Source organism: Salinimicrobium tongyeongense (genome assembly GCF_026109735.1).
GTDB classification, from domain to species: domain Bacteria; phylum Bacteroidota; class Bacteroidia; order Flavobacteriales; family Flavobacteriaceae; genus Salinimicrobium; species Salinimicrobium tongyeongense.
The window spans coordinates 1,157,126-1,177,941 of record NZ_CP069620.1; the positions used below are offsets into that span (position 1 = coordinate 1,157,126).

Sequence of the window (20,816 nt, forward strand, 5' to 3'; positions counted from 1 at the left end):
GGCATTTTTACTTCCTGTCTCCGGAATAGCCAAAGCGCCGCAGTTGCTTGAGGTCGCTCCTCCAGTTTTTGTTCACTTTCACATAGAGTTCAAGGTGCACCTGCTTCCCGAAGAATTTCTCGAGGTCTTTGCGGGCCTCTACACCCACTCTTTTTAAGGCTGCACCTTTATGCCCAATGATGATCCCTTTTTGGGTTTCCCGCTCAACCATGATAATGCTGCGCATGCGAATGATCTCTTCTTCTTCGAAGAATTCTTCGGTATCGATCTCTACACTGTAAGGAATTTCCTTTTTGTAGTGCATCAGGATCTTTTCGCGGATGATCTCGTTCACAAAGAAACGTTCGGGTTTATCGGTAAGGGTATCTTTCGGGTAAAAAGCAGGAGATTCGGGAAGGAATTCTACAATGCGGCTGAATACTTCAGCCACATTAAAGCCCTGAAGCGCAGATATCGGGTAAATTTCGGCATTGGGAACTTTTTCCTTCCACAGCTGTACCTGTTCTTCGAGTTCAGCCTGGTTAGATTTGTCGATCTTATTCAGAAGTAATAAAACAGGGATTTCAGAATTGATGATCTTATTAAAAAAAGCCTCGTCTTTTAGTTCCTTTTCACCAATTTCGACCATGTACACAAGCACGTCGGCATCTTCAAAAGCCGACTTCACAAAATCCATCATCGATTCCTGTAACTGGTAAGCCGGTTTTATGATCCCCGGAGTATCACTAAGGATCACCTGAAAATCTTCTCCATTCACTATTCCCAGAATACGGTGCCGCGTAGTTTGCGCCTTGGAGGTAATAATACTAAGCTTTTCCCCAACAAAGGCGTTCATTAGGGTTGACTTGCCCACGTTTGGGTTCCCTACAATATTTACAAATCCTGCTTTATGTGCCATAATTCAATTTTTCGATACAAAGATACTTAATTATAAAAGCAGGCGACCTGGCGTAAAAATTTGAGGTGATTCATTGGAATTATTTAAAAATGAGCTTTTTAAAACAGCTTTCCAGACTTCCTTTTAACAGATAATTATAATGACTAAGAACTGACTTTTGTAATTTTAAAGGTACTAACCAGAAAAAACAGAAAATAATGAAAAAATTTGTGATTTTAATTTTTAGCGTGGGGCTTTTAGTTTCTTGCGGAAATAATGAGAAGGAAAACCTTTCAAAGGAATTTGATGAGCTAATGTCGCAAAACGACAGTATTTCTCAGGTTTATTCCGAATTTCAATCTACCCACGACCAGATGAAGCAAAACCACCAGCAACTTATGCAACAGCTGGATACCATGCAGGTGGCAGATTCTACCTATTACGAGCAAATGGCCCAGAACGAGGTGATCATCAAGAAACACGAAGGCCTTTTAGCCGGGCACAAAGAATTTATGGAGGGCCACCGCGACCTGAAGGATAATTTCGGAAATTTGAGCAGTTCAGAAATGAAAGCCCAGATCTCTAAAATGAAAGAAGTGCACCAAACCATGATGGATGAGCACAGCAGCATGCGAAGTGAGCATGAGGAAATGATGAACAAGCACGACGAAATTAGGAAGAGCCTTATTGACAGCAACAGGCAGGACGGGCAACCGCAATCTTAAAGCCCAAAAAACCATTAAAAGCAAAGGTTCCCGTAGTATCCAAAAATGGCATTATGGGAACCTTTTTTCTAGAAGTTGATACTTTCAATATTGAGCACATTAGTCCCCAAAATACTTACCGAAACCAGCAACTTTCGCTGACCGGCAATAATCTCCTGGATACGGAGTTCGTTTATTTTCCCGGTGAGGTTCACGCCGTCTGTAATTTCAAGGGCATTGGCCAGTTTTTCATTGATCTTCTCCAGTTGAGCTTCAACTACAGGCCTAATGTCAAACTTCATTTTCGATTTCAGCTTTGAATACAGAAAATTGTTGATAAGCGCCTCCACCAGCGTGTTTACAAACCAGCCATTGTTCTCCCCCTCCACTTTAAAGCGCCTTATGAGCACCTCCTGCTCTGCTTCATGAAAAGCTATGGCGAGATGGGCCACGGCAGAAATTTCTTTATTTCTGAAAAATGTGGTGAGAAGGCTTAAGCGTACATGCACGGCCAGGTCAAAGTCTTCTAAATGGCTTTTTTGAAGACTGATCTTTTGAATTCGGGCATGATCGGAAGTTTCCCCGCCAGCCTTTCCCTTGCTAAGGATCTTTCCCTGCAGTTTCTTTTGCAGATAGTCTTCAAGCACCTGGTAATCTATTCTCACCGGCAGTCGTAAAATCACATTATGCTTGTTATCAGGATTATTTCCTTCCATAGTTCTCTGGTTGAAGAGAACAGAAGATAGTAAATTTTATCCTTCCAATCAACTCTGTTTAAAAAGCCGGAAAATTATAGTACCGGCAGACAATAAACGCCGGGGGTTTCGTAAATTTATCTCACTAAATCTTTGTTATGCCACTTATCTTACCCGTAGAAGAAAAAAGCCCCGAAATAGGAAAAAATTGTTTCATTGCAGAAAATGCGACCATAGTTGGAGATGTCACTTTGGGCAGCGAGTGTTCGGTATGGTTCACTGCCGTTATTAGAGGAGACGTAAATTCCATTCGCATTGGAGACAGAACGAACATACAGGATGGTGCCGTAATTCACTGCACCTACAAAAAAGCAGCTACCACCATAGGAAATGACGTTTCTATAGGCCACCGGGCAATAGTTCACGGCTGCCATATAAAAGATCGCTCCCTGGTGGGGATGGGGGCCATTGTGATGGATGACGCTATAGTTGAAGAAGGCTGTATTATTGCGGCGGGGGCCGTTGTGCTCGAAAAAACAGTTTGTGAAGCCGGCCACATCTACGCCGGAATTCCTGCAAAAAAGGTTAAAAAATTATCTGAAGCCCAAATTGCCAACCTCAAAAAAACTGCCGCTAATTATATCATGTACAGTAGCTGGTTTGACAATGAGCCGGTAAAACAGAGCCCTTTATAAAGACCACAACTGGTGTAGGGAAAGAATAAGAAAAATACCCGCCACTGCCGCAAAAAGGAATATAGCGATTAACCTCACATTTGAGTTATTGAAAAGCTTTATGATATCCCTTTTTGACATATACAGGTTTTCCTCTTTGAGAGCAAATTGAGTGCCAGAGACGGGCACTTCTTATATAAAATTTCTCTATTGCCCTTTTCTGCGGAAAAAGGAGAAGTATCTACATCTTTTTTCTGAAGAGACTTACCAGTTTTTAACCAGTGCTGTACTGCTGCCAAAGTGGTACTGAAGCTGCATTTTTTATTTTCCTGTTTTCTAAAAACCTTAAATTAAGGGTAGTTTAAGGGATAATCTTATATTGCACCAAAAATCCCCCGATAGTTAATGAAGATAAATTCAGATCTTATTTGGGCCCTGGCCCTGATTGCAGTGGCAGCAGCATCCTTCTTTTTGGGAATGACCAGGGAAAACCTAAAGACCGAAGAACGGCTCGAAGAGCAACTGGGAAAAATTGAGATCCTGGAAAAGAAGAATCAGCAGCTTTCAGAAGAATTGACTTCCCGCGGCATTTACAGCTATCCGCAGGCTACTATAGTGTCAAAATTAAATGGCGCCGTGGCAACAGTACTCATTTCCTTAAACGGCAAAGATCCCATTCCGAATTTAAAGCTCAGGAAAAATGTCATTTTCAACTATTCAGCAAAGGAATCCTTAAAACCTGAACAAGGGGAATCCTTACCGACCTGGGCACTTTAAAGCCACACAACCCATCGGCTTTTGATATCCCTCTGAACGAGGAAGAAATTGCCCTTTACCTCGAATTTGATTCCAAGTTGAGCGAATGGCATCAATATATCTGGATTAGGACCGGGACCAATGGAAAACCTGCTTCCTTTTGGGTGATCACCAACGAAAATTCGGTAGTGATCGATAAACATATCGACCCCGGCTTCCCAACAGATGAAGAAGAAAAGATGCTGCTGTGGAAAGGTCAAAAACTGGATTATTCAGATCTAAAGATGAATTCCATTTTTCCGCCAAAAAGCTAATTTTCATTCCCTCCGAAAAATTCATCAGAAAAAGCCATTTTTGAATACCCATAATACTTCAAAAAGGATTAAAATACATTGCCGCCTAAATAAGGTTCCTAATATATTCAGAAGCTAAAAACCATCCTTCTATACCTCTAATTGGGCTGAATTATTGGCGAATTCGCGGCCTTAGCTCCTGTTACAGTTATTTCATCGGACAAATCTGATAGAAATGGAACCTTCCGAATAAAAAATCTCTCTTATCCATTTTAACTACCCCCGGCACTAACTAGTATGGTGGCCACTTCACTATTCTCACTTATTTCAAAAGTGGCACCCTCTATTTCTAATGCTGTCAAGCTGGTAGAAGTACAATCGCCGCTGCTCGATTCCTGCAGCGTAAAGGCAATGGTGAATGTTATTTCTTCCCCGATGGTTACTGTATATGTATCAGATTTTGACCCCCAGCCCAGCAATACATTCAGCACTTCGCGTTCTGCCAAAAAGCTGAATTCTACAGCTTCGCCTTTTTTATCGACTATTGTTAATTGATTTTCTTCATAAGATCCATTTGCGAATAAATTTTTGCCCGTTTCTTTATCCACCACCTCAAATGTTAAGCCGACCGGCCCTGTGGCACAAAGTATGCCTTCATCTGTGTCATCACAGCCGGTGAACATAATACAAATGAACAGTAATGTAAATACCTTTTTCATTATTCTGATTTATTATTATCGGGAGAAAAGTTATAACAAAATTGCAACACAAAGTAAATCCAGAGCATATAAAATAAAAAACCACCTCTTTTGAAGGTGGTTTTGCTAGTAGCGGGAACAGGACTCGAACCTGTGACCTTCGGGTTATGAGCCCGACGAGCTACCTACTGCTCTATCCCGCGATATTGGACTGCAAATATACAGTCATTTTTCAATTCTCCAAAGCTTTTTTTAAATTATTGCATCACCCAGTTCATTGCATCCAGCCGATCGCTGATATCAAAGGTTTTAAGGTCGGCTTCAATTATAAAGTCTTTTGCTTCCATCGATCTCTGAAACCATTTAAGGTCGGTCACTATAGCAACTTTGCGAATGGAATAAGGATGAGCATAGTGAAAAAACAGACTTTTAAGGTATGCTAACAAAGTAATGCCCTGTTTGCTTTCATCTTCTAAATAAAGGCTCACCGAGAGATTATTTTCCATCTTCTGCTCAAGAAGATTTGTTATCTCTTCTAATTTCTCATCGTTGAGTTCGGTGTCGATCAAAACCCCCACTACATCATCTGAAAAAGCAAAGGAATTTGTCATTTTTAAGAAGGTAAGGCTCCTCCAATTTACGAAAAATATTAGAGATCAATTACTTAACGACCTAATATCTTACTGCCCCATATCCCTAACATCAAAAGCAGTCAATTCCCCTTCTTCAAAAGAAGCTGTAACTTCAATAGGGTTGCAACACACTTCACAATCTTCTATATACTCCTGCCGGGCTATGCTGGGGTCGAGCAACATAGAAACCTCTTCCCAGCAATAAGGACAATGAAAGAAATGCTCGTACATGCCTAACTTACCTGCTCAAGTTCTTCCTGTACCTGCTCCCACTCCTTCATGGCCTTTTCAAGCTCCTTCTTTTTTGCCTGGTACTTTTCAAGATAATCTGGCTTCTTAATGGTCTCTTCATAATTTGTCGCCAGCTCAATATCTTTTTCTTTGATCTCTTTCTCAAGCCTGGTGACACGGGCTTCTATATTGCTCAGCTTATTGTTAAGGGATTTCAGTTTCTTCTGGTTCTGGTAAGAATCTTTATTCGTACTGTCTTTAGGCCCCTGCTTTTCAACATCCCTCTTCTCTACCTCCCGCATATCTACCAGTTTTCGCTGCTCCAGGTAATAATCTATATCCCCAAGATATTCTTTGATCCTGTGGTCTTTGAACTCGTAAACCTTATTGGTAAGCCCCTGAAGAAAATCCCTGTCGTGAGACACCAGGATGAGCGTACCTTCAAAGCTTTTCAGGGCGTCTTTTAAAACGTTTTTAGATTTGATGTCAAGGTGGTTGGTAGGCTCATCCATTACCAGCACATTAAAAGGCTGAAGCAGCATTTTAGCCAATGCCAATCTATTTCGCTCTCCCCCAGAAAGCACCCTCACGTACTTATCTACCTCATCACCGCGGAATAAAAAAGACCCGAGTATGTCTCTCACCTTTGCCCGGTTCTTTTCATTGGCAGCATCTATCATAGTATCTAAAACTGTCTTGGAACCGTCAAGATATTCTGCCTGGTTCTGCGCAAAATACCCTATCTGCACATTATGCCCCAATTTCAAATCTCCTTTATACTCGAGTTCCCCCACCAGGATCTTGGCCAGGGTAGATTTTCCCTGCCCGTTTTGTCCCACAAAAGCAGTTTTTGAATCCCGTTCAATCAACAGGTCGATATCCTTCAGTACATTTTTATGCCCGTAACTCTTGCTGATATGATGAGCTTCAATGACCACTTTGCCGGGCACTACAGAAACCGGAAACTTTACATTCATCACCGAGTTATCGTCTTCATCTACTTCAATACGGTCTATTTTGTCGAGCTTCTTGATGAGCGATTGCGCCATGCTTGCCTTTGAAGCCTTGGCCCTGAATTTCTCAATCAGCTTTTCCGTCTGCTGAATTTGCTTTTCCTGGTTCTTTTGAGAAGCCAGCTGTTGCTCCCTCAATTCCTTCCGAAGTACAAGGTATTTTGAATACGGTTTATTGAAATCGTAAATCCTTCCCAGGGAGATTTCAATCGTCCGGTTGGTCACATTATCAAGGAACATCTTATCGTGAGACACGATGACCACAGCCCCGGGATAATTGTTCAAAAACCCTTCGAGCCAGATAATAGATTCAATATCGAGGTGGTTGGTAGGCTCATCAAGCAGAAGAATGTCGTTTTGCTGCAGCAGCAATTTTGCAAGTTCAATTCGCATTCTCCATCCTCCCGAAAAGGTATTGGTGAGCTTATTAAAATCTTCCCTTTTAAAACCAAGCCCCTGCAAAATGCGCTCTGTCTCCCCCTGGTAATTGTACCCGCCGTGAATCTCATACTGGTGCTGCACATCGTTGAGGTCTACCATAAGCTGGTGATATGCGTCACTCTCATAATCGGTACGTTCGGCCAGCTGAGTGTTGATTTGTTCCAGCTGCTTTTCCAGTTTCTTGATCTCTTCAAAGGCCTCATAAGATTCTTCAAGCACCGTACGCCCTTCCACAAAATCTATATCCTGCTTAAGAAAACCTATTTTCAGGTCTTTATCGGCTGCAATTTGCCCTGTATCGGGTTCCATTTCGCCCGAGAGGATCTTGAGCATGGTAGATTTTCCGGCACCGTTCTTACCTATTAGCCCCACCCTGTCACCACCACCAAGCCTAAAGGTGATCTCTTCAAACAAATACTCTCCGCCAAAGGCGACCGATAAATTATGGATATTCAACATTCCTCTTCAAAATTTCTGCAAAGATGCTCATTTTTTCAGGGTAAAAAAAGAAGCTCTTTATTGATATAACTAATTAAAAACCAATCACACTCAAAATTACTGCCAGTATTACTTCGGAAAATGCCATTTTAAGCACTACATTTTCCGGCTTCGGAAAAGCCTTCCGAAGTCTTATTCTTTAACCGAAAGATGCGTAAATTTGTAACTCTTACCCAAGCTTATGAATTCTTTAAAAGGAAATAAACTCTACAGTATTTTCACCGGCACATGCCCGGTGTGCCAGGAAGAGAGTATGTATAAGGCAAGTAACCCTTACAAGGTCTCGAAGCTCTTTGCCATGCACGATCGCTGCTCAAATTGCGGCACCAAGTACAAAATGGAACCTTCTTTCTTTTTTGGTGCCATGTATGTGAGCTATGCGGTGGGAATTGCCTTCGCCACCGCCGCTTTTGTGATCTCTTACTTCTTTTTAAGCCTGCCCCTGCTGCCCACCTTTATCATTATTGTGGCCACGCTGGTTATATTCCTGCCGGTCATAGTTCGGTGGAGCAGGAATATCTGGATCAACTTCTTTTTTAGTTATGATCCAAAAAAGGCAAAAAGCTAAGCTCTTTTATACCATTTTTTGGTAAACCTGGAGATATCAACTTCGGGGTCAAGGGCTTTTCCTTCTTCAATAAAGTCCAGAAGTTCTTCGGAAACTGAAGGAGCTATGAGAATCCCGCGACTCCCAAAACCATTGCAGGTGTACAAATTCTTGTGCTCTGGGTGCTGCCCCAGCATTGGCCTGCGGTCTATGGTAGAAGGCCGCAAGCCTGCTACCTGGCCTACCACCTCAAAATCGGTTTTTATGAGGTCCTTCAGTTTTTCAACAAGTTCCTCCCGGGCGGCCTGTGTAGGTTCGGGGGTTTTATCGGTATTGCTATAGGTTGCCCCCACGGCGTAGTGGTCTCCCCCTGCCGGAAATATAAAGATAGACGATTTTACACCCACTTCCAGGTCGAGGTTCGGGGCTTTTATGATGATGTATTCCCCTTTATTCCCCCTTAACGGAAGATAGCTGAAAAACGGATTTTGCTGAAGCCCGAAACCTTCGCAAAAAATGACATTTTTGGCAGCTGTGTTTTTATACTGAACGCCCGAACCTGTTAATTGCAGTGCATTATGATCAAAGGTATCCTGTAACAGCCAGCCTTTCTCCTGAAGGTGTTCAGAATAGGATTCCAGAAGGTAACGCGGATCAATTCGGGAGGTTTTCAATACTTTTCCGAAGGAAAATTTGCCGGGAATATGCTTATTCACCGAAGCGACAAGTTTTGTATCGAGAAAAGGGGCGATTTTAGGCTTATCGGCCGCGGCAAACCAGTTGTTCTGCTCTTCTACAGACGAGAACCGCCTGTAGACCTCAAGAGGGCCTAAAAAGGTCTTTTGGAGATGCTTTTCCATCTCCTTATAGAAATCGTAAGCTTTTGCGAGTTGTACATCGGCTTTCCAGGCAAGGGTAAAGCGTTTCAGGATCACCGGGTTCATGAAGCCGCCGGCCACTTTTGAGGCTTCCTGGCTGCCATCATCAAAAACAACAAAGGATTTTCCGGCTTTTTCGAGCCTGTATGCAAGGCAGGTTCCGCTAAGGCCTGCCCCAACAATAATATAGTCTTTCATGTTACAAAATTAGATATAAAAAAACGCCTTTTCGGAAGGAAAAGGCGTTATAAATTCATTCATGCGAACAGTTTAGTAGTTCCACATATCTTGTTCAAAATTCCTTATCTGCTCTTTTATCCTTTTAGACTCCAGTAACTGCATAAAGGCATTGTTGCTTATGTAGTCGTCTACCTGGCGGTTGCCCTGTACGTTATCTTCAGCATAAATCACTGCGTTGAACCTTCGCGAGTTGAGCAAATGGTCAAATGACACAGGGTTTGAAGTATTATCGGGGTTAAAGGCGTAAGCTTCGTTCAACACTTCCCTTGCACCCGGAAACCACACCCAGAAGAGCTCTACTAAAGCAGAAGCCCCACCCTGGTCTATAAAGTTAACATCGGGGGCAACCGGTGCAATGGCCAGCAGCCTGTACTTAAGCTCGGCCTGGCGCTTATCAAAATACCAGTACCCGCGAATGTGGTACTCGGCAATATCGGCTGAAGAGATATCCCTTCGGCTGATGTACTGCGGATCAATCTCTTCCCCGGCGTTGTACTGCTCAATACCAAGATCTGTAGTATCTACCTTAGACAATGCTGCCTGGATGTCATTCAGGGTACGTTTGTCATTGAAGTAAGAATCGGCATAGATATTTTTGATCTTTCCGCTTTTGATCCCGGCTACGAGCACGTCGTAAAGAGAGCGTCTCGAACCACCAATCTGGTTAGTATCTATAGGATAATACAGCGGAAAATTCACCCTTTCGTCAAGATCTATGATCTCCCAGGTGGTTTTTGCCCACAGCACATCCCTGTCATCCACATATCCATATTCCAAAGGATCGTTCTTTCCATAGGTAAGCTCGGCTCTGGTTGGAGCTCCTATCTCGTCGGGACTTTTGGCGTTAAGAAGGTTGCTTTGGCCAAAAGAGGTCACCGAAACGAGCAATCCGCATAATCCTAACAATAATTGGTTCCAGTTCATGTTCTAATGATTTAATTTGTTAATTCAACCAGTACCGGAGATACCTGCTTTAGCTTATATCCTGAGTTTCCGGCCAGTTGGGCTTCCACATCAAAGATCTGGATTGTTTCACCCCTGCCTGCTCTTCTAAGGGCTCCAATAGCACTCTGGTCAAGCTTTTGCCCCCTAACCTGAATGGTAGGTTGGCCCGGCACACGAAATTTAAAGCCGGTCACCCTTAGGTCAACATCAAATTCGAAGTCGGGCAGGCTTGCACCAATGGTTGAAATTTCAAGGTTTTGACGCTGCATCCTCACAGTACCGTCTTCCCCTCTTACGGTTCCAACAGGTCTTGGAATATCGCGTACTCTGAATGTTTTACTGTCGCTTACTTTTTCTCCTCCCGGAAGTTCACCACTTACGTTGATGGTTACTTCACGAGCCTGCAAGGTGGTAACATCCATAACGTAATTTCCGGCTCCACCGGCAGATCTAAGCCCCGGCGCATTTGCCGATACATTACCCACTCCTGGTATAGAGATGGTCATTGGGTTTGCCACCCCCCGGTACACCACGTTCATTTTATCTGCTGATATTACTGCGGAATTTGGCTTCGGAATTACGCTATAAGAACTGTTCACAGGAATTTCTACAATAGAATCTCCTTCTTTAAACTGAAGCTGACCGGTGATTTTTTGCTCACCTACATTTCCTGCAGGAAATTTAAGCTGCACCTGCCCGGCCTGTGTAGACGCTACTTCATTACCGTTGATCACAACATTCTCAAATCGAAGTGACGGATCTACCCTTCCCAAAACAACTTTTCCTGAGAACTGCTCTCCACTGAAGAAGGCGGTCTTATCGGGGATCACAATAGCTTCGTAATTAGTTAAGGAAACATCGCTTTGCAATTGGCCCGAAAGCATTGCCGAAAGTGCATCATTTTCTGCAGATTTTGCGTCCCCCTGCATTTGGGTAAGTTTTGTAATAGATGCAATTAGCGGAAACCCTTCAAAGTTATATGATAACCATGGGCGTTTTACACCTTCACCATCTACAACTGGTTCTGTGCTAAATTCTCTTCTGACTTCAGATGCAATTTGAGAAAAATCTTCTCCTAATACATTTGCAACACCTTCGCGGTATTTTTCAATTTCGGCAAGAAATTCTTTTCCGGCTTCACTTGGCTGCCCGCTTGAGAAAAGGTATTCATCAAGCTTAGCAGATTGATCCATCGCCTCGTAATCCTGACGCTCTTCCCCTTCAATATCTTCAAGGGCTTTTTCCTTTAGATTATCAATATAAGTAGTGAAATTAGTTGTTAAGGTGTGAATTTGCTCCGCTTTTTCCTGCAACGGAACGTATTTTGCCGGCTGCTCCTGAGCTTTTGTTGCCAAACCTGCAATTGCAGCGGCATTTCGTTCAGTAACAGAGGCATTTGATTCGGCTAAACTTTCGTTGATCATTCCAAAGGCAGTAAGCACTTCTTTGGACATATTTAGAGCCATCATCGCGATGAAAACCAGATACATTAGGTTAATCATCTTCTGTCTTGGGGATTGTTTTCCAGACGCCATTCTCTAATTTTAGTTTGTTCTTTTAATTTTTTTTAGCGGCAAAAGCAAAACTTGCTTTTAAGCCTTAACGTGCATAGCAGAAAGCATTCCTCCATAAACATTGTTTAGAGAAGAAAGATTTGAAGCCAGAGACTCCATTTGCTTGTTCAATCTATCAGCGTTTTCGGCAACTGCCTCATTTACTTCTGCCTGGCGTGAAGCAGATTCTACCTGTACTTTATAAATGCTGTTCAATGACTCCAACTGGTTTGCTGCAAGGCTCATTTCTTCGCTGTACTTCTTTTGAGAAGCCATAGCATCTACGGTAGGGGTAATATTTTTTGCGGCACCTTCAAAATTCCTAATGCTTTCGCCAAGGCTGCTCATTAAGCTGGCATCAATCTTGGCCTCGCGCAAAATGTTATCAAGTTTCTTAGACAACATCCCTTCAGTTTCCTCATTGCTCACAAGTGCCTGGTTGTTTCGGGCAGTGGCTTCCCCACCGGCTAGTTCAGGATAAACTAAAGACCAGTCTACCTCATCATCTACAGGTTCAAACGCAGAGACAGCAAATACAATTGCCTCTACAATAAGACCAATGATAAGCATGAGGTTTCCGAAAGGCCAGTGCATAATTTTAAAAAGTGCTCCTAGGATAACCACAGAAGCACCCAAACCATACACCATATTCATTAATTTCTTACTCGACTTTGATTGTGCCATGATAAATAAAAATTTAGTTCTTTTTTAATAGGTTATTTATGAAATAGGGATTGTTTATCTTGTTTGATTAAGGGTAAGGTCTGTCCCCAAATAATCCTGTACGGTTCTGAAGCCTATATAACTACGGGCAGAATCTGCGTATTCGTAATCACGCGAACTCACCTGAAGAAAATATGCCACATCTTTCCATGACCCGCCACGCACAACTTTTTTCATATTGGCCTCATCGTTAACCGAAGGGTTCATGGATGAAGAATACTCATAAGATGCGGGATCGTAAGATGAGAACACCCATTCGGCCACGTTACCGGCCATGTTATAAAGCCCATAATCGTTAGGCTCATAAGATTTGGCTTCTACGGTGTACAGAGCCTGGTCTGCTGCGTAATCTCCTCTTAGAGGTTTGAAGTTAGCCATAAAGCAACCGCGGTCGTTCTTGGTATAAGGCCCACCCCATGGATAAGTAGCAGATTCCAGTCCGCCCCGGGCTGCATATTCCCATTCGGCCTCTGTAGGCAAACGGTAAGAATTCACATTGTGCTTGCCTCTAGATTTTCGGTAAGCGTTGTGGTAAAGGGTTCTCCACTGTGCAAAAGCACGGGCCTGTTTCCACGAAACCCCAACCACCGGGTATTCACCATAAGCCTCATGCCAAAAATAATCGTTGTGCATGGGCTCATTGTAAGAATAGTTAAAATCCTTGATCCAGACGGTGGTATCGGGATAAATTTTAATTTCTTCGGTTTCGATAAAATCGGTACGTCTTCCGGGTTCTGCTCTTGCGGCGCCACTAACGTCCATCCAGGTGTAACGGAATTTTAGGTGGTTCACGTCAAAAGAACGCTGACCGTTGTAGGCTTCTTCAATAGGAATATAAAGGGTATCCATCACCTCGGCATAATATGCATCGGGGTAATCTCTGGTGTCCCAAATAATATCTACATCTTTATTGATCTTTCTGCCTTCATAACCCCCAAGGCTGAAGTAGTTATCGTACATGTATTGCTCATACGGGGTCATTTCACCTTCTTCGCTATCGGCAAAGGCAAATTCACCAATTCCACCCGTTCCAGGGGTTTCACCAATTTCCTCGGCAAAAATCGCAAGCTTCATTCGGGTGATTGAATCTTTCACCCAATTTACGAACTGGCGATACTCCGCATTGGTAATTTCTGTCTCGTCCATATAAAAGGAACGAACTGTAACGGTTTTTGGCGGTGCATTGTTCAGGCCGGCAATGTCGTCATCACTCTTACCCATAATAAAAGCGCCACCGGGAATTAATGTCATTCCCAATGGTTTTTCGGGATGCCATTTCTTTCCCTGCGCACCAACCAATTGCCCCTGATCACCGCGGCCACAAGAGGCCAAAACAGAAATTACAGCAATAAGCGAAAAAATTTTCCTCATAATATCTCTCAAAGTTAGGACATAATAGCTCCAAGGCAGTAAACCTATTTATTTATTTTCTAATAAACAATTTATTTAGTTAAAATGCAGAAGCTACAAATGTTTATATCATTTAAATTTCGTTTTTCCTTTTCGTTTTATACCACCTCTCAGGGATGATTTGATTACAGGCGTCAAGGTAATCTCCTTGCGTGCAAGGTAATAACGTATGCCTTTTAAGTTTATTATTTGCCGGGGAAATAAATGGAATTTCTATCCACCAGCGACCACTGACCGGACTTTTATAAAAAACCAGGACCTCATCGTCTATTGGCACCTGATACCTAATAAACTCTTTTTTAGAGGAAATAGTATTTTCATTTTTCCTAAAATTCACTCCCTCAACAAAATACCATAGTATTTGAGCCACCAACATATTGGAAGCCGGGAAATTGAGGCGCGATGTATATTCAAAAACCCCAAATGAAGTCACCTTGTCGCTAATACCTGCATATCTCGCCAAAGCACAAATTTCCTTTCCATCAAAACCATTGGGCGATTTAAGACGGTAATTACCAAGTGCACCGGCACTAACCGCATTCAAATCAAGCCCCACAAGGTTGGCATCGCGCATTACCGGCTCAATAGCAGTAATATCAGCCGATACTTCCCCCAGCCTTATGGCATCAAAAAACAGCCGCTCCATCAACTCGATCTCGTCCTGCGAGTTGAAATAAGTCTGGTACCCCAAATTTGAATAATTGAAAAGATTGTACGGCTTTGTCACCACCATCTTTCCCACATACGAATGGTTGCTTATTGGCTTATCGGCATCACCAAGATCAAATTTAGCGTCTATATTCACCAGGTTCACCATCTGCTCCACCCCGTCATAAGCCCTGTACTGCGCATAAAGTAAATCTTCGCCACCTCCAAGAAGCACCGGAATAATGCCATTTTTGAGACAGTAGTTCACCACCGATTGTACCGCAAAAAAAGTATCTTCTTCAGAATTCCCTTTTTGGATATCCCCCAAATCGGCCATGGGCAAATGCCAGTTACCGGCATATAAATTATAGAACTCCCTCCTTATATTATCAAAATCAAACGGCTCTCCTGTAGGTTCCTCATCCAAACGATCTTCAAGGATCCCAAAAAAGGCAATTTTAACGCCCTCTAGATCGGGAAAGGCCCTATTCTCAAGATGAATGCGCAGGGACGCCCCAAGGCGGTTACCTTGAGCTGCCAATTCCTCTTTCACCGGCGTAAGAAAATCGAATTCCATAAATTACTCCTTTTTGGAAACAGTTTTTTTACGGGTGGTTTTCTTGGTCCCGGTCTTCTTTGAAGCGGCAGTTTTTTTAGCGGCCTTTTTCTTGGGAGCTTTTTTCTCGAGTATGTCCTTCACCTCTTCAAGACTCAGTTTTGCAGCATCTACAGTCTTTGGCAATTCAATTTTTGTCTTGCCTTTAATAATATTTGAACGTCCCCACCTGGCTTTCTCTACCCTGATTCCTTCCTCTTCCCAGTTATGGATCACCTTCTCGCGCTCTTTCCTTATCTTATCTTCAATAAGCTCTTCAATATCTTCTGCGGAAAGATTATCAAAATCATACTTTTTGTTCACGTTTATGAACATGTCGTTCCATTTGAGGTAAGGCCCAAAACGCCCCACCCCTTTTTGAACCGGAAGATCTTTGTATTCATAGATAGGCGCATCGGCTTTTTCTTTTGCCTTGATCAACTCGAGCGCACGATCCATGGTTACGGCTATAGGATCTTCCCCTTTTTCAAGCGAAACGAATTTTTTCCCGTAGCGCACGTAAGGGCCAAAACGCCCGTTGTTCACTTCCACTTTTTCCCCTTCATATTCCCCTAGTTCCTTCGGAAGTTTAAACAGCTCCATCGCCTCTTCAAAAGTGACTGAATCAAGGGTTTGATCTGGAGAAAGGCTGGCAAATTTTGGCTTCTCCTCATCCTCTACAGATCCCATCTGCACCATGGGTCCAAATTTCCCGAGCCGCACACTCACCGGCTTTCCGGTAACAGGATCTTCCCCTAAAATTCTTTCGCCAACTTCCCTTTCCGCATTTTGGGCAACATCGAGCACATGAGGGTGAAAATCACTGTAGAAATCTTTCATCATCTTGGTCCACTCCTCATTTCCTTCAGCAATATCATCAAAATCCTGCTCTACCTTGGCGGTAAAGTTGTAATCGAGGATGCTTGAGAAATGGTTGACAAGAAAATCGTTCACCACCATCCCAACATCGGTTGGCACAAGTTTGCCCTTATCACTACCTACAGTTTCCGTAAGTTTCTTTTCGCTGATTTTTTCAGCTTTTAATGTAAGCTGCACATAATCACGCTCCACCCCGTCAACCGATCCTTTTTCGATATAATTCCGGTTTTGAATTGTAGAAATGGTTGGCGCGTAGGTAGACGGGCGTCCTATTCCCAGCTCTTCGAGTTTCTTTACCAAAGAAGCTTCAGTATAGCGGTAAGGGGGCCGTGTAAATCTCTCGGTGGCCGTGATATGATTATTTTCAAGTTTTTCGTTCACCCGTAGTGCCGGCAACATGCCTTCCTGTTCCTGTAATTCTTCATCCTCTTCGTCGCGGCCTTCCAGGTAAACTTTCAGGAAACCCTCAAATTTTAAAACCTCCCCGTTGGCAGTGAACTGTTTATCGTGCTTATCGGCTTCAATTTTCACATTGGTCCTTTCCAGTTCGGCTTCGCTCATTTGGGAAGCTATGGCACGTTTCCAGATCAATTCATACAGGCGCTGTTCATCGCGATCGGCCTGCACGCTGTGGGCCGCAAAATTTGTTGGCCTAATGGCCTCGTGAGCTTCCTGCGCCCCTTTTGTTTTTCCTTTGAATTGACGTGTCTTGCTGTACTTTTCACCGTAGGCGTCTAAAATCTCTTTTTTGGCACCTTTTCTTGCGTCATCAGAAAGGTTGACGCTATCGGTTCTCATATAAGTAATATGCCCCGCCTCATAGAGACGCTGCGCCATGGTCATGGTCTTACTTACTGAAAAATATAATTTTCGGGCAGCTTCCTGCTGAAGTGTTGAGGTTGTAAAGGGTGGTGCCGGGGACTTTTTAGCCGGTTTGGTCGTAAGATCGGCCACCTTGAAATTCGCACCCAGGTTATCTGAAAGGAACTGTTCGGCTTCAGCCTTGGTATCAAAATTTTTAGGAAGTTTTGCTTTGAAAGATTTACCTTCCTCATTGGTAAATTCGGCATCAATCCTGAAGGAAGCTTCAGGAATAAAACCCTGAATTTCGCGCTCTCTCTCCACAATCAACCTCACCGACACACTTTGAACCCTTCCTGCCGAAAGGCCTCCTTTTACTTTTCTCCAAAGCACAGGAGAAAGCTCATAGCCCACAAGCCTGTCCAACACACGCCGTGCCTGCTGGGCATTTACCAGGTTGTAATTGATCCCTCTTGGGTTTTCGATTGCTCTGAGAATAGCCGATTTTGTGATCTCGTGAAAAACGATCCTTTTGGTTTTGTTCTTATCAAGATCCAGCTCTTCGGCCAGGTGCCACGCAATAGCTTCCCCCTCCCGGTCTTCATCACTCGCCAGCCAAACCATCTCGGCGCTCTTTGCAAGGCTCTTCAGTTTTTTAACAACGTCTTTCTTGTCTTTAGACACTATATATTTAGGAGTAAAATCGCCCTCGGTATCTACGCCCAGCTCTTTTGCTGGCAAGTCGGCAATATGACCAAAACTGGAAGCAACAGTGTAATCTTTGCCGAGAAATTTCTCAATAGTTTTAGCCTTTGCGGGGGACTCTACAATCACTAAATTCTTTGCCATAGTATCATTTTTTGTTTTGCAAAAGTATGGGAATTTTTAAATATGGCTGCAAATCACAAATTTTTATCCGCTCAACCCTGCCCCTAAACAATAATTTGGCAATTAACTTAAAATGCACAACCCGCCTTCCCTGTAATTTATTCTGAATTTTATATGAAGAATTTATACTTCAGTCATATTATATAGGGATCCTTAGAAACTGAAAAATACCTTTCAAAATGCCATTTTTGAAGCCTCATAACCTGGCTCTCTCTTTTGCCCCCACTCCTTCCGAAGAAGCCTTTCAGAATTTCCTCCTGTCACTTTGTCACATACCAACTAAAACTGTATCTTTGCCCGTTCAATTGCCTAAGGCATTTTTTGGAATTATGGAGAAGATTATAGACGAAAAACAGCAGGGAAATACACTGGTAATGGAGCCTCAAAAGGGCAATGGGAAAAAGCTGATGATTGAGAGCTACGGCTGCCAGATGAACTTTAGCGACAGTGAGATCGTGGCTTCAATACTTGCAAAAGAAGGTTTTGACACCACACAAAGCCTCGAGGAGGCAGACCTGGTGCTTATCAACACCTGTTCAATTAGAGATAAAGCAGAACAAACGGTACGCAAGAGACTTGAAAAATACAACGCGGTAAAAAGGATCAACCCCGGGATGAAAGTGGGGGTGCTTGGCTGTATGGCCGAACGCCTTAAAGCAAAGTTCCTGGAAGAGGAAAAAATTGTAGACCTGGTGGTAGGCCCCGATGCCTACAAAGACCTGCCAAACCTCATCAATGAAGTGGAAGAAGGCCGCAATGCGGTGAACGTGATACTTTCCAAAGATGAGACCTACGGTGATATTTCTCCCGTGCGCCTGCAAAGCAACGGCGTTTCAGCCTTTGTTTCTATCACGCGGGGCTGCGACAATATGTGTACTTTCTGCGTGGTACCTTTTACCCGCGGAAGAGAGCGAAGCCGCGACCCGCAAAGTATTCTGGAAGAAGTGAATGACCTGGCACAAAAAGGCTTTAAGGAAATCACCCTTTTGGGACAAAATGTTGACAGCTACCTGTGGTATGGCGGCGGACTCAAAAAAGATTTTAAAAATGCTTCGGAAATGCAAAAGGCCACCGCTACAAATTTTGCTGCGCTTTTGAGGATGGTGACCGAAGCCCATCCAAAAATGAGGATAAGGTTCTCTACTTCAAATCCGCAGGATATGACACTCGATGTGATCGAGGCCATGGCGAAGTACCCGAATATTTGTAAATATATCCACCTGCCTGTACAAAGTGGAAGCGACAGGATTCTTAAAGCCATGAACCGTCTGCACACCCGCGAAGAATATTTTGAGTTGATTGACAACATCAGGAAACTAATGCCCGATTGCGCCATTTCGCAGGATATGATCACCGGATTCCCTACGGAAACCGAAGAAGACCACCAGGACACCCTGTCTCTAATGGAATATGTGAAGTACGATTTTGGCTTCATGTTCGCCTATTCTGAAAGACCCGGAACCATGGCTGCCAGGAAACTGGAAGACGATGTTCCCGAAGAAGTTAAAAAAAGAAGGCTCACAGAAATTGTGAACCTGCAACAAAAACACAGCCACTACAGGACCAGCCAGTTTGTTGGCAAGACGGTAGAGGTGTTGATCGAAAAAGAATCCAAGAAATCTGATGCTCACTGGAGCGGCAGGACCACTCAAAACACCGTTGCCGTATTTCCGAAGGAAGATTATAAGGTTGGGGATTTTGTGAACGTAAAGATCAACGACTGCACCAGCGCCACTTTAATAGGAGAAGCGGTTGGATATAGCGAGAATAATTAGTGCGCAGTGATCAGCAGGCAGTGGTTTGCTAAGGTTTAAGGAAAATATCAGGTCTACATTTGTTCATCCTTTCTTGAGCAGTAGATTTACATTTAATATTAAAAGGATTTCCCGCACCCCTATTGGAATTTGGTGCTTGTTTATTGGAATTTGATTAGAAATATGGAAAGTATTCAGGCAATAAAACAGCGTTTCGGCATTCTGGGAAATGACCAGAAGCTGAACAGGGCAGTAGAAAAAGCCATGCAGGTGGCGCCAACAGATATTTCGGTGCTGGTTACCGGGGAAAGCGGGGTGGGAAAGGAAAGCATCCCAAAGATCATCCATGCGCTCTCCCACCGCAAACACGGAAAATACATCGCCGTGAACTGCGGTGCCATTCCCGAAGGTACTATTGACAGTGAACTCTTTGGGCACGAAAAAGGTGCTTTTACCGGTGCCACCCAAACCCGAAGCGGATATTTTGAAGTGGCCGATGGCGGCACCATTTTCCTCGATGAAGTTGGTGAACTGCCACTCACCACGCAGGTACGGCTTCTGCGTGTGCTCGAAAATGGCGAATTTATCAAGGTAGGCTCTTCAAAAGTGCAAAAGACCAACGTGCGCATTGTAGCTGCCACCAACCTCAATATGGCCGAAGCCATTAAAAAGGAAAAATTCAGGGAAGACCTTTACTACAGGCTTAGCACCGTGGAGATCTACCTGCCACCGCTGCGCGATCGCAAGGAAGACATCCACCTGCTCTTCAGGAAATTTGCAGCCGATTTTGCCCTGAAATACAAAATGCCCACCATTCGCCTTGAAGACGATGCCATAAGCCTCCTGCAAAAATATTCCTGGAATGGAAACGTGAGGCAGCTAAGGAACCTCGCAGAGCAGATTTCAGTTTTAGAACAGGAAAGAAGCATAGACGCCGCAAAACTCAAGGAATACCTTCCCGGTTATGGCAGTAACCTGCCGGCGGTTATCGAAGAGAAGAAGAAAGAAAACGACTTCAGCAATGAACGGGAAATTCTTTACAAAGTGCTTTTTGACATGAAAAGCGACCTTAACGACCTTAAAAAGCTCACCTTGGAGCTTATGGAAAATGATGGCCACAAGAATGTAAGGGAAGAGAACGAAAGCCTCATCAACAAGATCTACGGGAATAATGAGGAAGAAGATGTTATTCCTGAAGAAATAACCGATGAACAACTGGAAGTACTTCAAATTCCGCAGCAAAACCCTTCAGATAAACAGGATAAATATTACTTTGCTGAAGAAATTGAGGAAGAAGAGACGCTTTCCCTCCAGGACAAGGAGCTGGAACTCATTAAGAAATCTCTGGAGCGCCACAACGGAAAACGCAAGGCGGCCGCCGAAGAGCTTGGGATAAGCGAGCGCACCCTGTACAGAAAGATCAAACAATACGACCTTTAAAAA

The 20,816-nt window shown here is 43.5% G+C and carries 20 protein-coding genes and 1 tRNA gene; 7 read left to right on the forward strand and 14 right to left on the reverse strand.

Features of this window, described 5'->3' with window-relative positions; all coding sequences use genetic code 11:
* Positions 1-7: 7 nt before the first annotated feature.
* Positions 8-898, reverse strand: coding sequence for a GTPase Era (era, locus tag JRG66_RS05050; RefSeq protein WP_265164693.1), 891 nt, complete (start codon positions 896-898; stop codon positions 8-10).
* A 197-nt stretch (positions 899-1,095) separates the two neighbouring features.
* On the opposite strand from era, the gene JRG66_RS05055 reads away from it, so the two are divergent.
* Positions 1,096-1,602, forward strand: coding sequence for a hypothetical protein (locus tag JRG66_RS05055; RefSeq protein ID WP_265164695.1), 507 nt, complete (start codon positions 1,096-1,098; stop codon positions 1,600-1,602).
* A 68-nt stretch (positions 1,603-1,670) separates the two neighbouring features.
* Here the strand turns inward: JRG66_RS05055 and JRG66_RS05060 are convergent, their stop codons facing one another.
* On the reverse strand, positions 1,671-2,297 hold the full coding sequence (locus tag JRG66_RS05060) for a DUF4403 family protein (RefSeq protein ID WP_265164696.1): 627 nt from the start codon (positions 2,295-2,297) through the stop codon (positions 1,671-1,673).
* Positions 2,298-2,434: 137 nt separating this feature from the next.
* Here JRG66_RS05060 and JRG66_RS05065 point away from each other — a divergent pair, with 137 nt between their 5' ends.
* The 3 genes from JRG66_RS05065 to JRG66_RS05075 all read left to right on the forward strand — a co-directional run bounded on the left by JRG66_RS05065 (position 2,435) and on the right by JRG66_RS05075 (position 4,020).
* Positions 2,435-2,971: a gamma carbonic anhydrase family protein gene (locus JRG66_RS05065; RefSeq protein WP_265164697.1), complete on the forward strand. Its 537-nt coding sequence runs from the start codon at positions 2,435-2,437 to the stop codon at positions 2,969-2,971.
* A 384-nt stretch (positions 2,972-3,355) separates the two neighbouring features.
* Entirely contained in the window at positions 3,356-3,727 is a 372-nt protein-coding gene (locus tag JRG66_RS05070) for a hypothetical protein (RefSeq protein WP_265164698.1), read from the forward strand.
* A gap of 77 nt (positions 3,728-3,804) precedes the next feature.
* A complete protein-coding gene (locus JRG66_RS05075) occupies positions 3,805-4,020 on the forward strand; it encodes a hypothetical protein (RefSeq protein WP_265164700.1) in 216 nt (71 codons plus the stop codon).
* A 251-nt stretch (positions 4,021-4,271) separates the two neighbouring features.
* Here the strand turns inward: JRG66_RS05075 and JRG66_RS05080 are convergent, their stop codons facing one another.
* The 5 genes from JRG66_RS05080 to JRG66_RS05100 all read right to left on the reverse strand — a co-directional run bounded on the left by JRG66_RS05080 (position 4,272) and on the right by JRG66_RS05100 (position 7,473).
* Positions 4,272-4,718, reverse strand: a complete 447-nt coding sequence (locus JRG66_RS05080) for a hypothetical protein (protein WP_265164702.1) — start codon at positions 4,716-4,718, stop codon at positions 4,272-4,274.
* 109 nt (positions 4,719-4,827) lie between these two features.
* A tRNA-Met gene (locus JRG66_RS05085) sits at positions 4,828-4,900 on the reverse strand.
* A gap of 54 nt (positions 4,901-4,954) precedes the next feature.
* Entirely contained in the window at positions 4,955-5,308 is a 354-nt protein-coding gene (locus JRG66_RS05090; RefSeq protein ID WP_265164703.1) for a SpoIIAA family protein, read from the reverse strand.
* A 69-nt stretch (positions 5,309-5,377) separates the two neighbouring features.
* Positions 5,378-5,560: a CPXCG motif-containing cysteine-rich protein gene (locus JRG66_RS05095; protein WP_265164705.1), complete on the reverse strand. Its 183-nt coding sequence runs from the start codon at positions 5,558-5,560 to the stop codon at positions 5,378-5,380.
* Between the two features lie 2 nt (positions 5,561-5,562).
* The gene (locus JRG66_RS05100) at positions 5,563-7,473 is read right to left on the reverse strand and encodes an ABC-F family ATP-binding cassette domain-containing protein (RefSeq protein WP_265164706.1); all 1,911 of its coding nucleotides are present in this window, start codon (positions 7,471-7,473) and stop codon (positions 5,563-5,565) included.
* Between the two features lie 220 nt (positions 7,474-7,693).
* Here JRG66_RS05100 and JRG66_RS05105 point away from each other — a divergent pair, with 220 nt between their 5' ends.
* Positions 7,694-8,080 (forward strand): DUF983 domain-containing protein, encoded by a 387-nt coding sequence (locus tag JRG66_RS05105; RefSeq protein WP_265164708.1) that lies wholly within the window; start codon positions 7,694-7,696, stop codon positions 8,078-8,080.
* Here the strand turns inward: JRG66_RS05105 and JRG66_RS05110 are convergent.
* The 7 genes from JRG66_RS05110 to topA all read right to left on the reverse strand — a co-directional run bounded on the left by JRG66_RS05110 (position 8,077) and on the right by topA (position 17,580).
* Positions 8,077-9,135, reverse strand: coding sequence for an NAD(P)/FAD-dependent oxidoreductase (locus tag JRG66_RS05110; RefSeq protein ID WP_265164709.1), 1,059 nt, complete (start codon positions 9,133-9,135; stop codon positions 8,077-8,079). The genes JRG66_RS05105 and JRG66_RS05110 overlap by 4 nt on opposite strands.
* A 72-nt stretch (positions 9,136-9,207) precedes the next feature.
* Positions 9,208-10,101 (reverse strand): type IX secretion system ring subunit PorN/GldN, encoded by an 894-nt coding sequence (porN, locus tag JRG66_RS05115; RefSeq protein WP_265164710.1) that lies wholly within the window; start codon positions 10,099-10,101, stop codon positions 9,208-9,210.
* Positions 10,102-10,112: 11 nt separating this feature from the next.
* Positions 10,113-11,657: a type IX secretion system motor protein PorM/GldM gene (porM, locus tag JRG66_RS05120; RefSeq protein ID WP_265164712.1), complete on the reverse strand. Its 1,545-nt coding sequence runs from the start codon at positions 11,655-11,657 to the stop codon at positions 10,113-10,115.
* A 57-nt stretch (positions 11,658-11,714) separates the two neighbouring features.
* The gene (gene porL / locus JRG66_RS05125) at positions 11,715-12,359 is read right to left on the reverse strand and encodes a type IX secretion system motor protein PorL/GldL (RefSeq protein WP_265164713.1); all 645 of its coding nucleotides are present in this window, start codon (positions 12,357-12,359) and stop codon (positions 11,715-11,717) included.
* Positions 12,360-12,413: 54 nt separating this feature from the next.
* A complete protein-coding gene (gene porK, locus JRG66_RS05130) occupies positions 12,414-13,769 on the reverse strand; it encodes a T9SS ring complex lipoprotein PorK/GldK (RefSeq protein ID WP_265164714.1) in 1,356 nt (451 codons plus the stop codon).
* Between the two features lie 112 nt (positions 13,770-13,881).
* Positions 13,882-15,033, reverse strand: coding sequence for a formimidoylglutamase (locus JRG66_RS05135; protein ID WP_265164715.1), 1,152 nt, complete (start codon positions 15,031-15,033; stop codon positions 13,882-13,884).
* A 3-nt stretch (positions 15,034-15,036) separates the two neighbouring features.
* Positions 15,037-17,580 (reverse strand): type I DNA topoisomerase, encoded by a 2,544-nt coding sequence (topA, locus tag JRG66_RS05140; protein WP_265164717.1) that lies wholly within the window; start codon positions 17,578-17,580, stop codon positions 15,037-15,039.
* A gap of 368 nt (positions 17,581-17,948) precedes the next feature.
* Here topA and miaB point away from each other — a divergent pair, with 368 nt between their 5' ends.
* Together miaB and JRG66_RS05150 are read left to right on the forward strand one after the other, a co-directional pair.
* Positions 17,949-19,394, forward strand: coding sequence for a tRNA (N6-isopentenyl adenosine(37)-C2)-methylthiotransferase MiaB (miaB, locus tag JRG66_RS05145; protein ID WP_265165408.1), 1,446 nt, complete (start codon positions 17,949-17,951; stop codon positions 19,392-19,394).
* 162 nt (positions 19,395-19,556) lie between these two features.
* A complete protein-coding gene (locus JRG66_RS05150; RefSeq protein ID WP_265164718.1) occupies positions 19,557-20,813 on the forward strand; it encodes a sigma-54 interaction domain-containing protein in 1,257 nt (418 codons plus the stop codon).
* Positions 20,814-20,816: the final 3 nt, after the last annotated feature.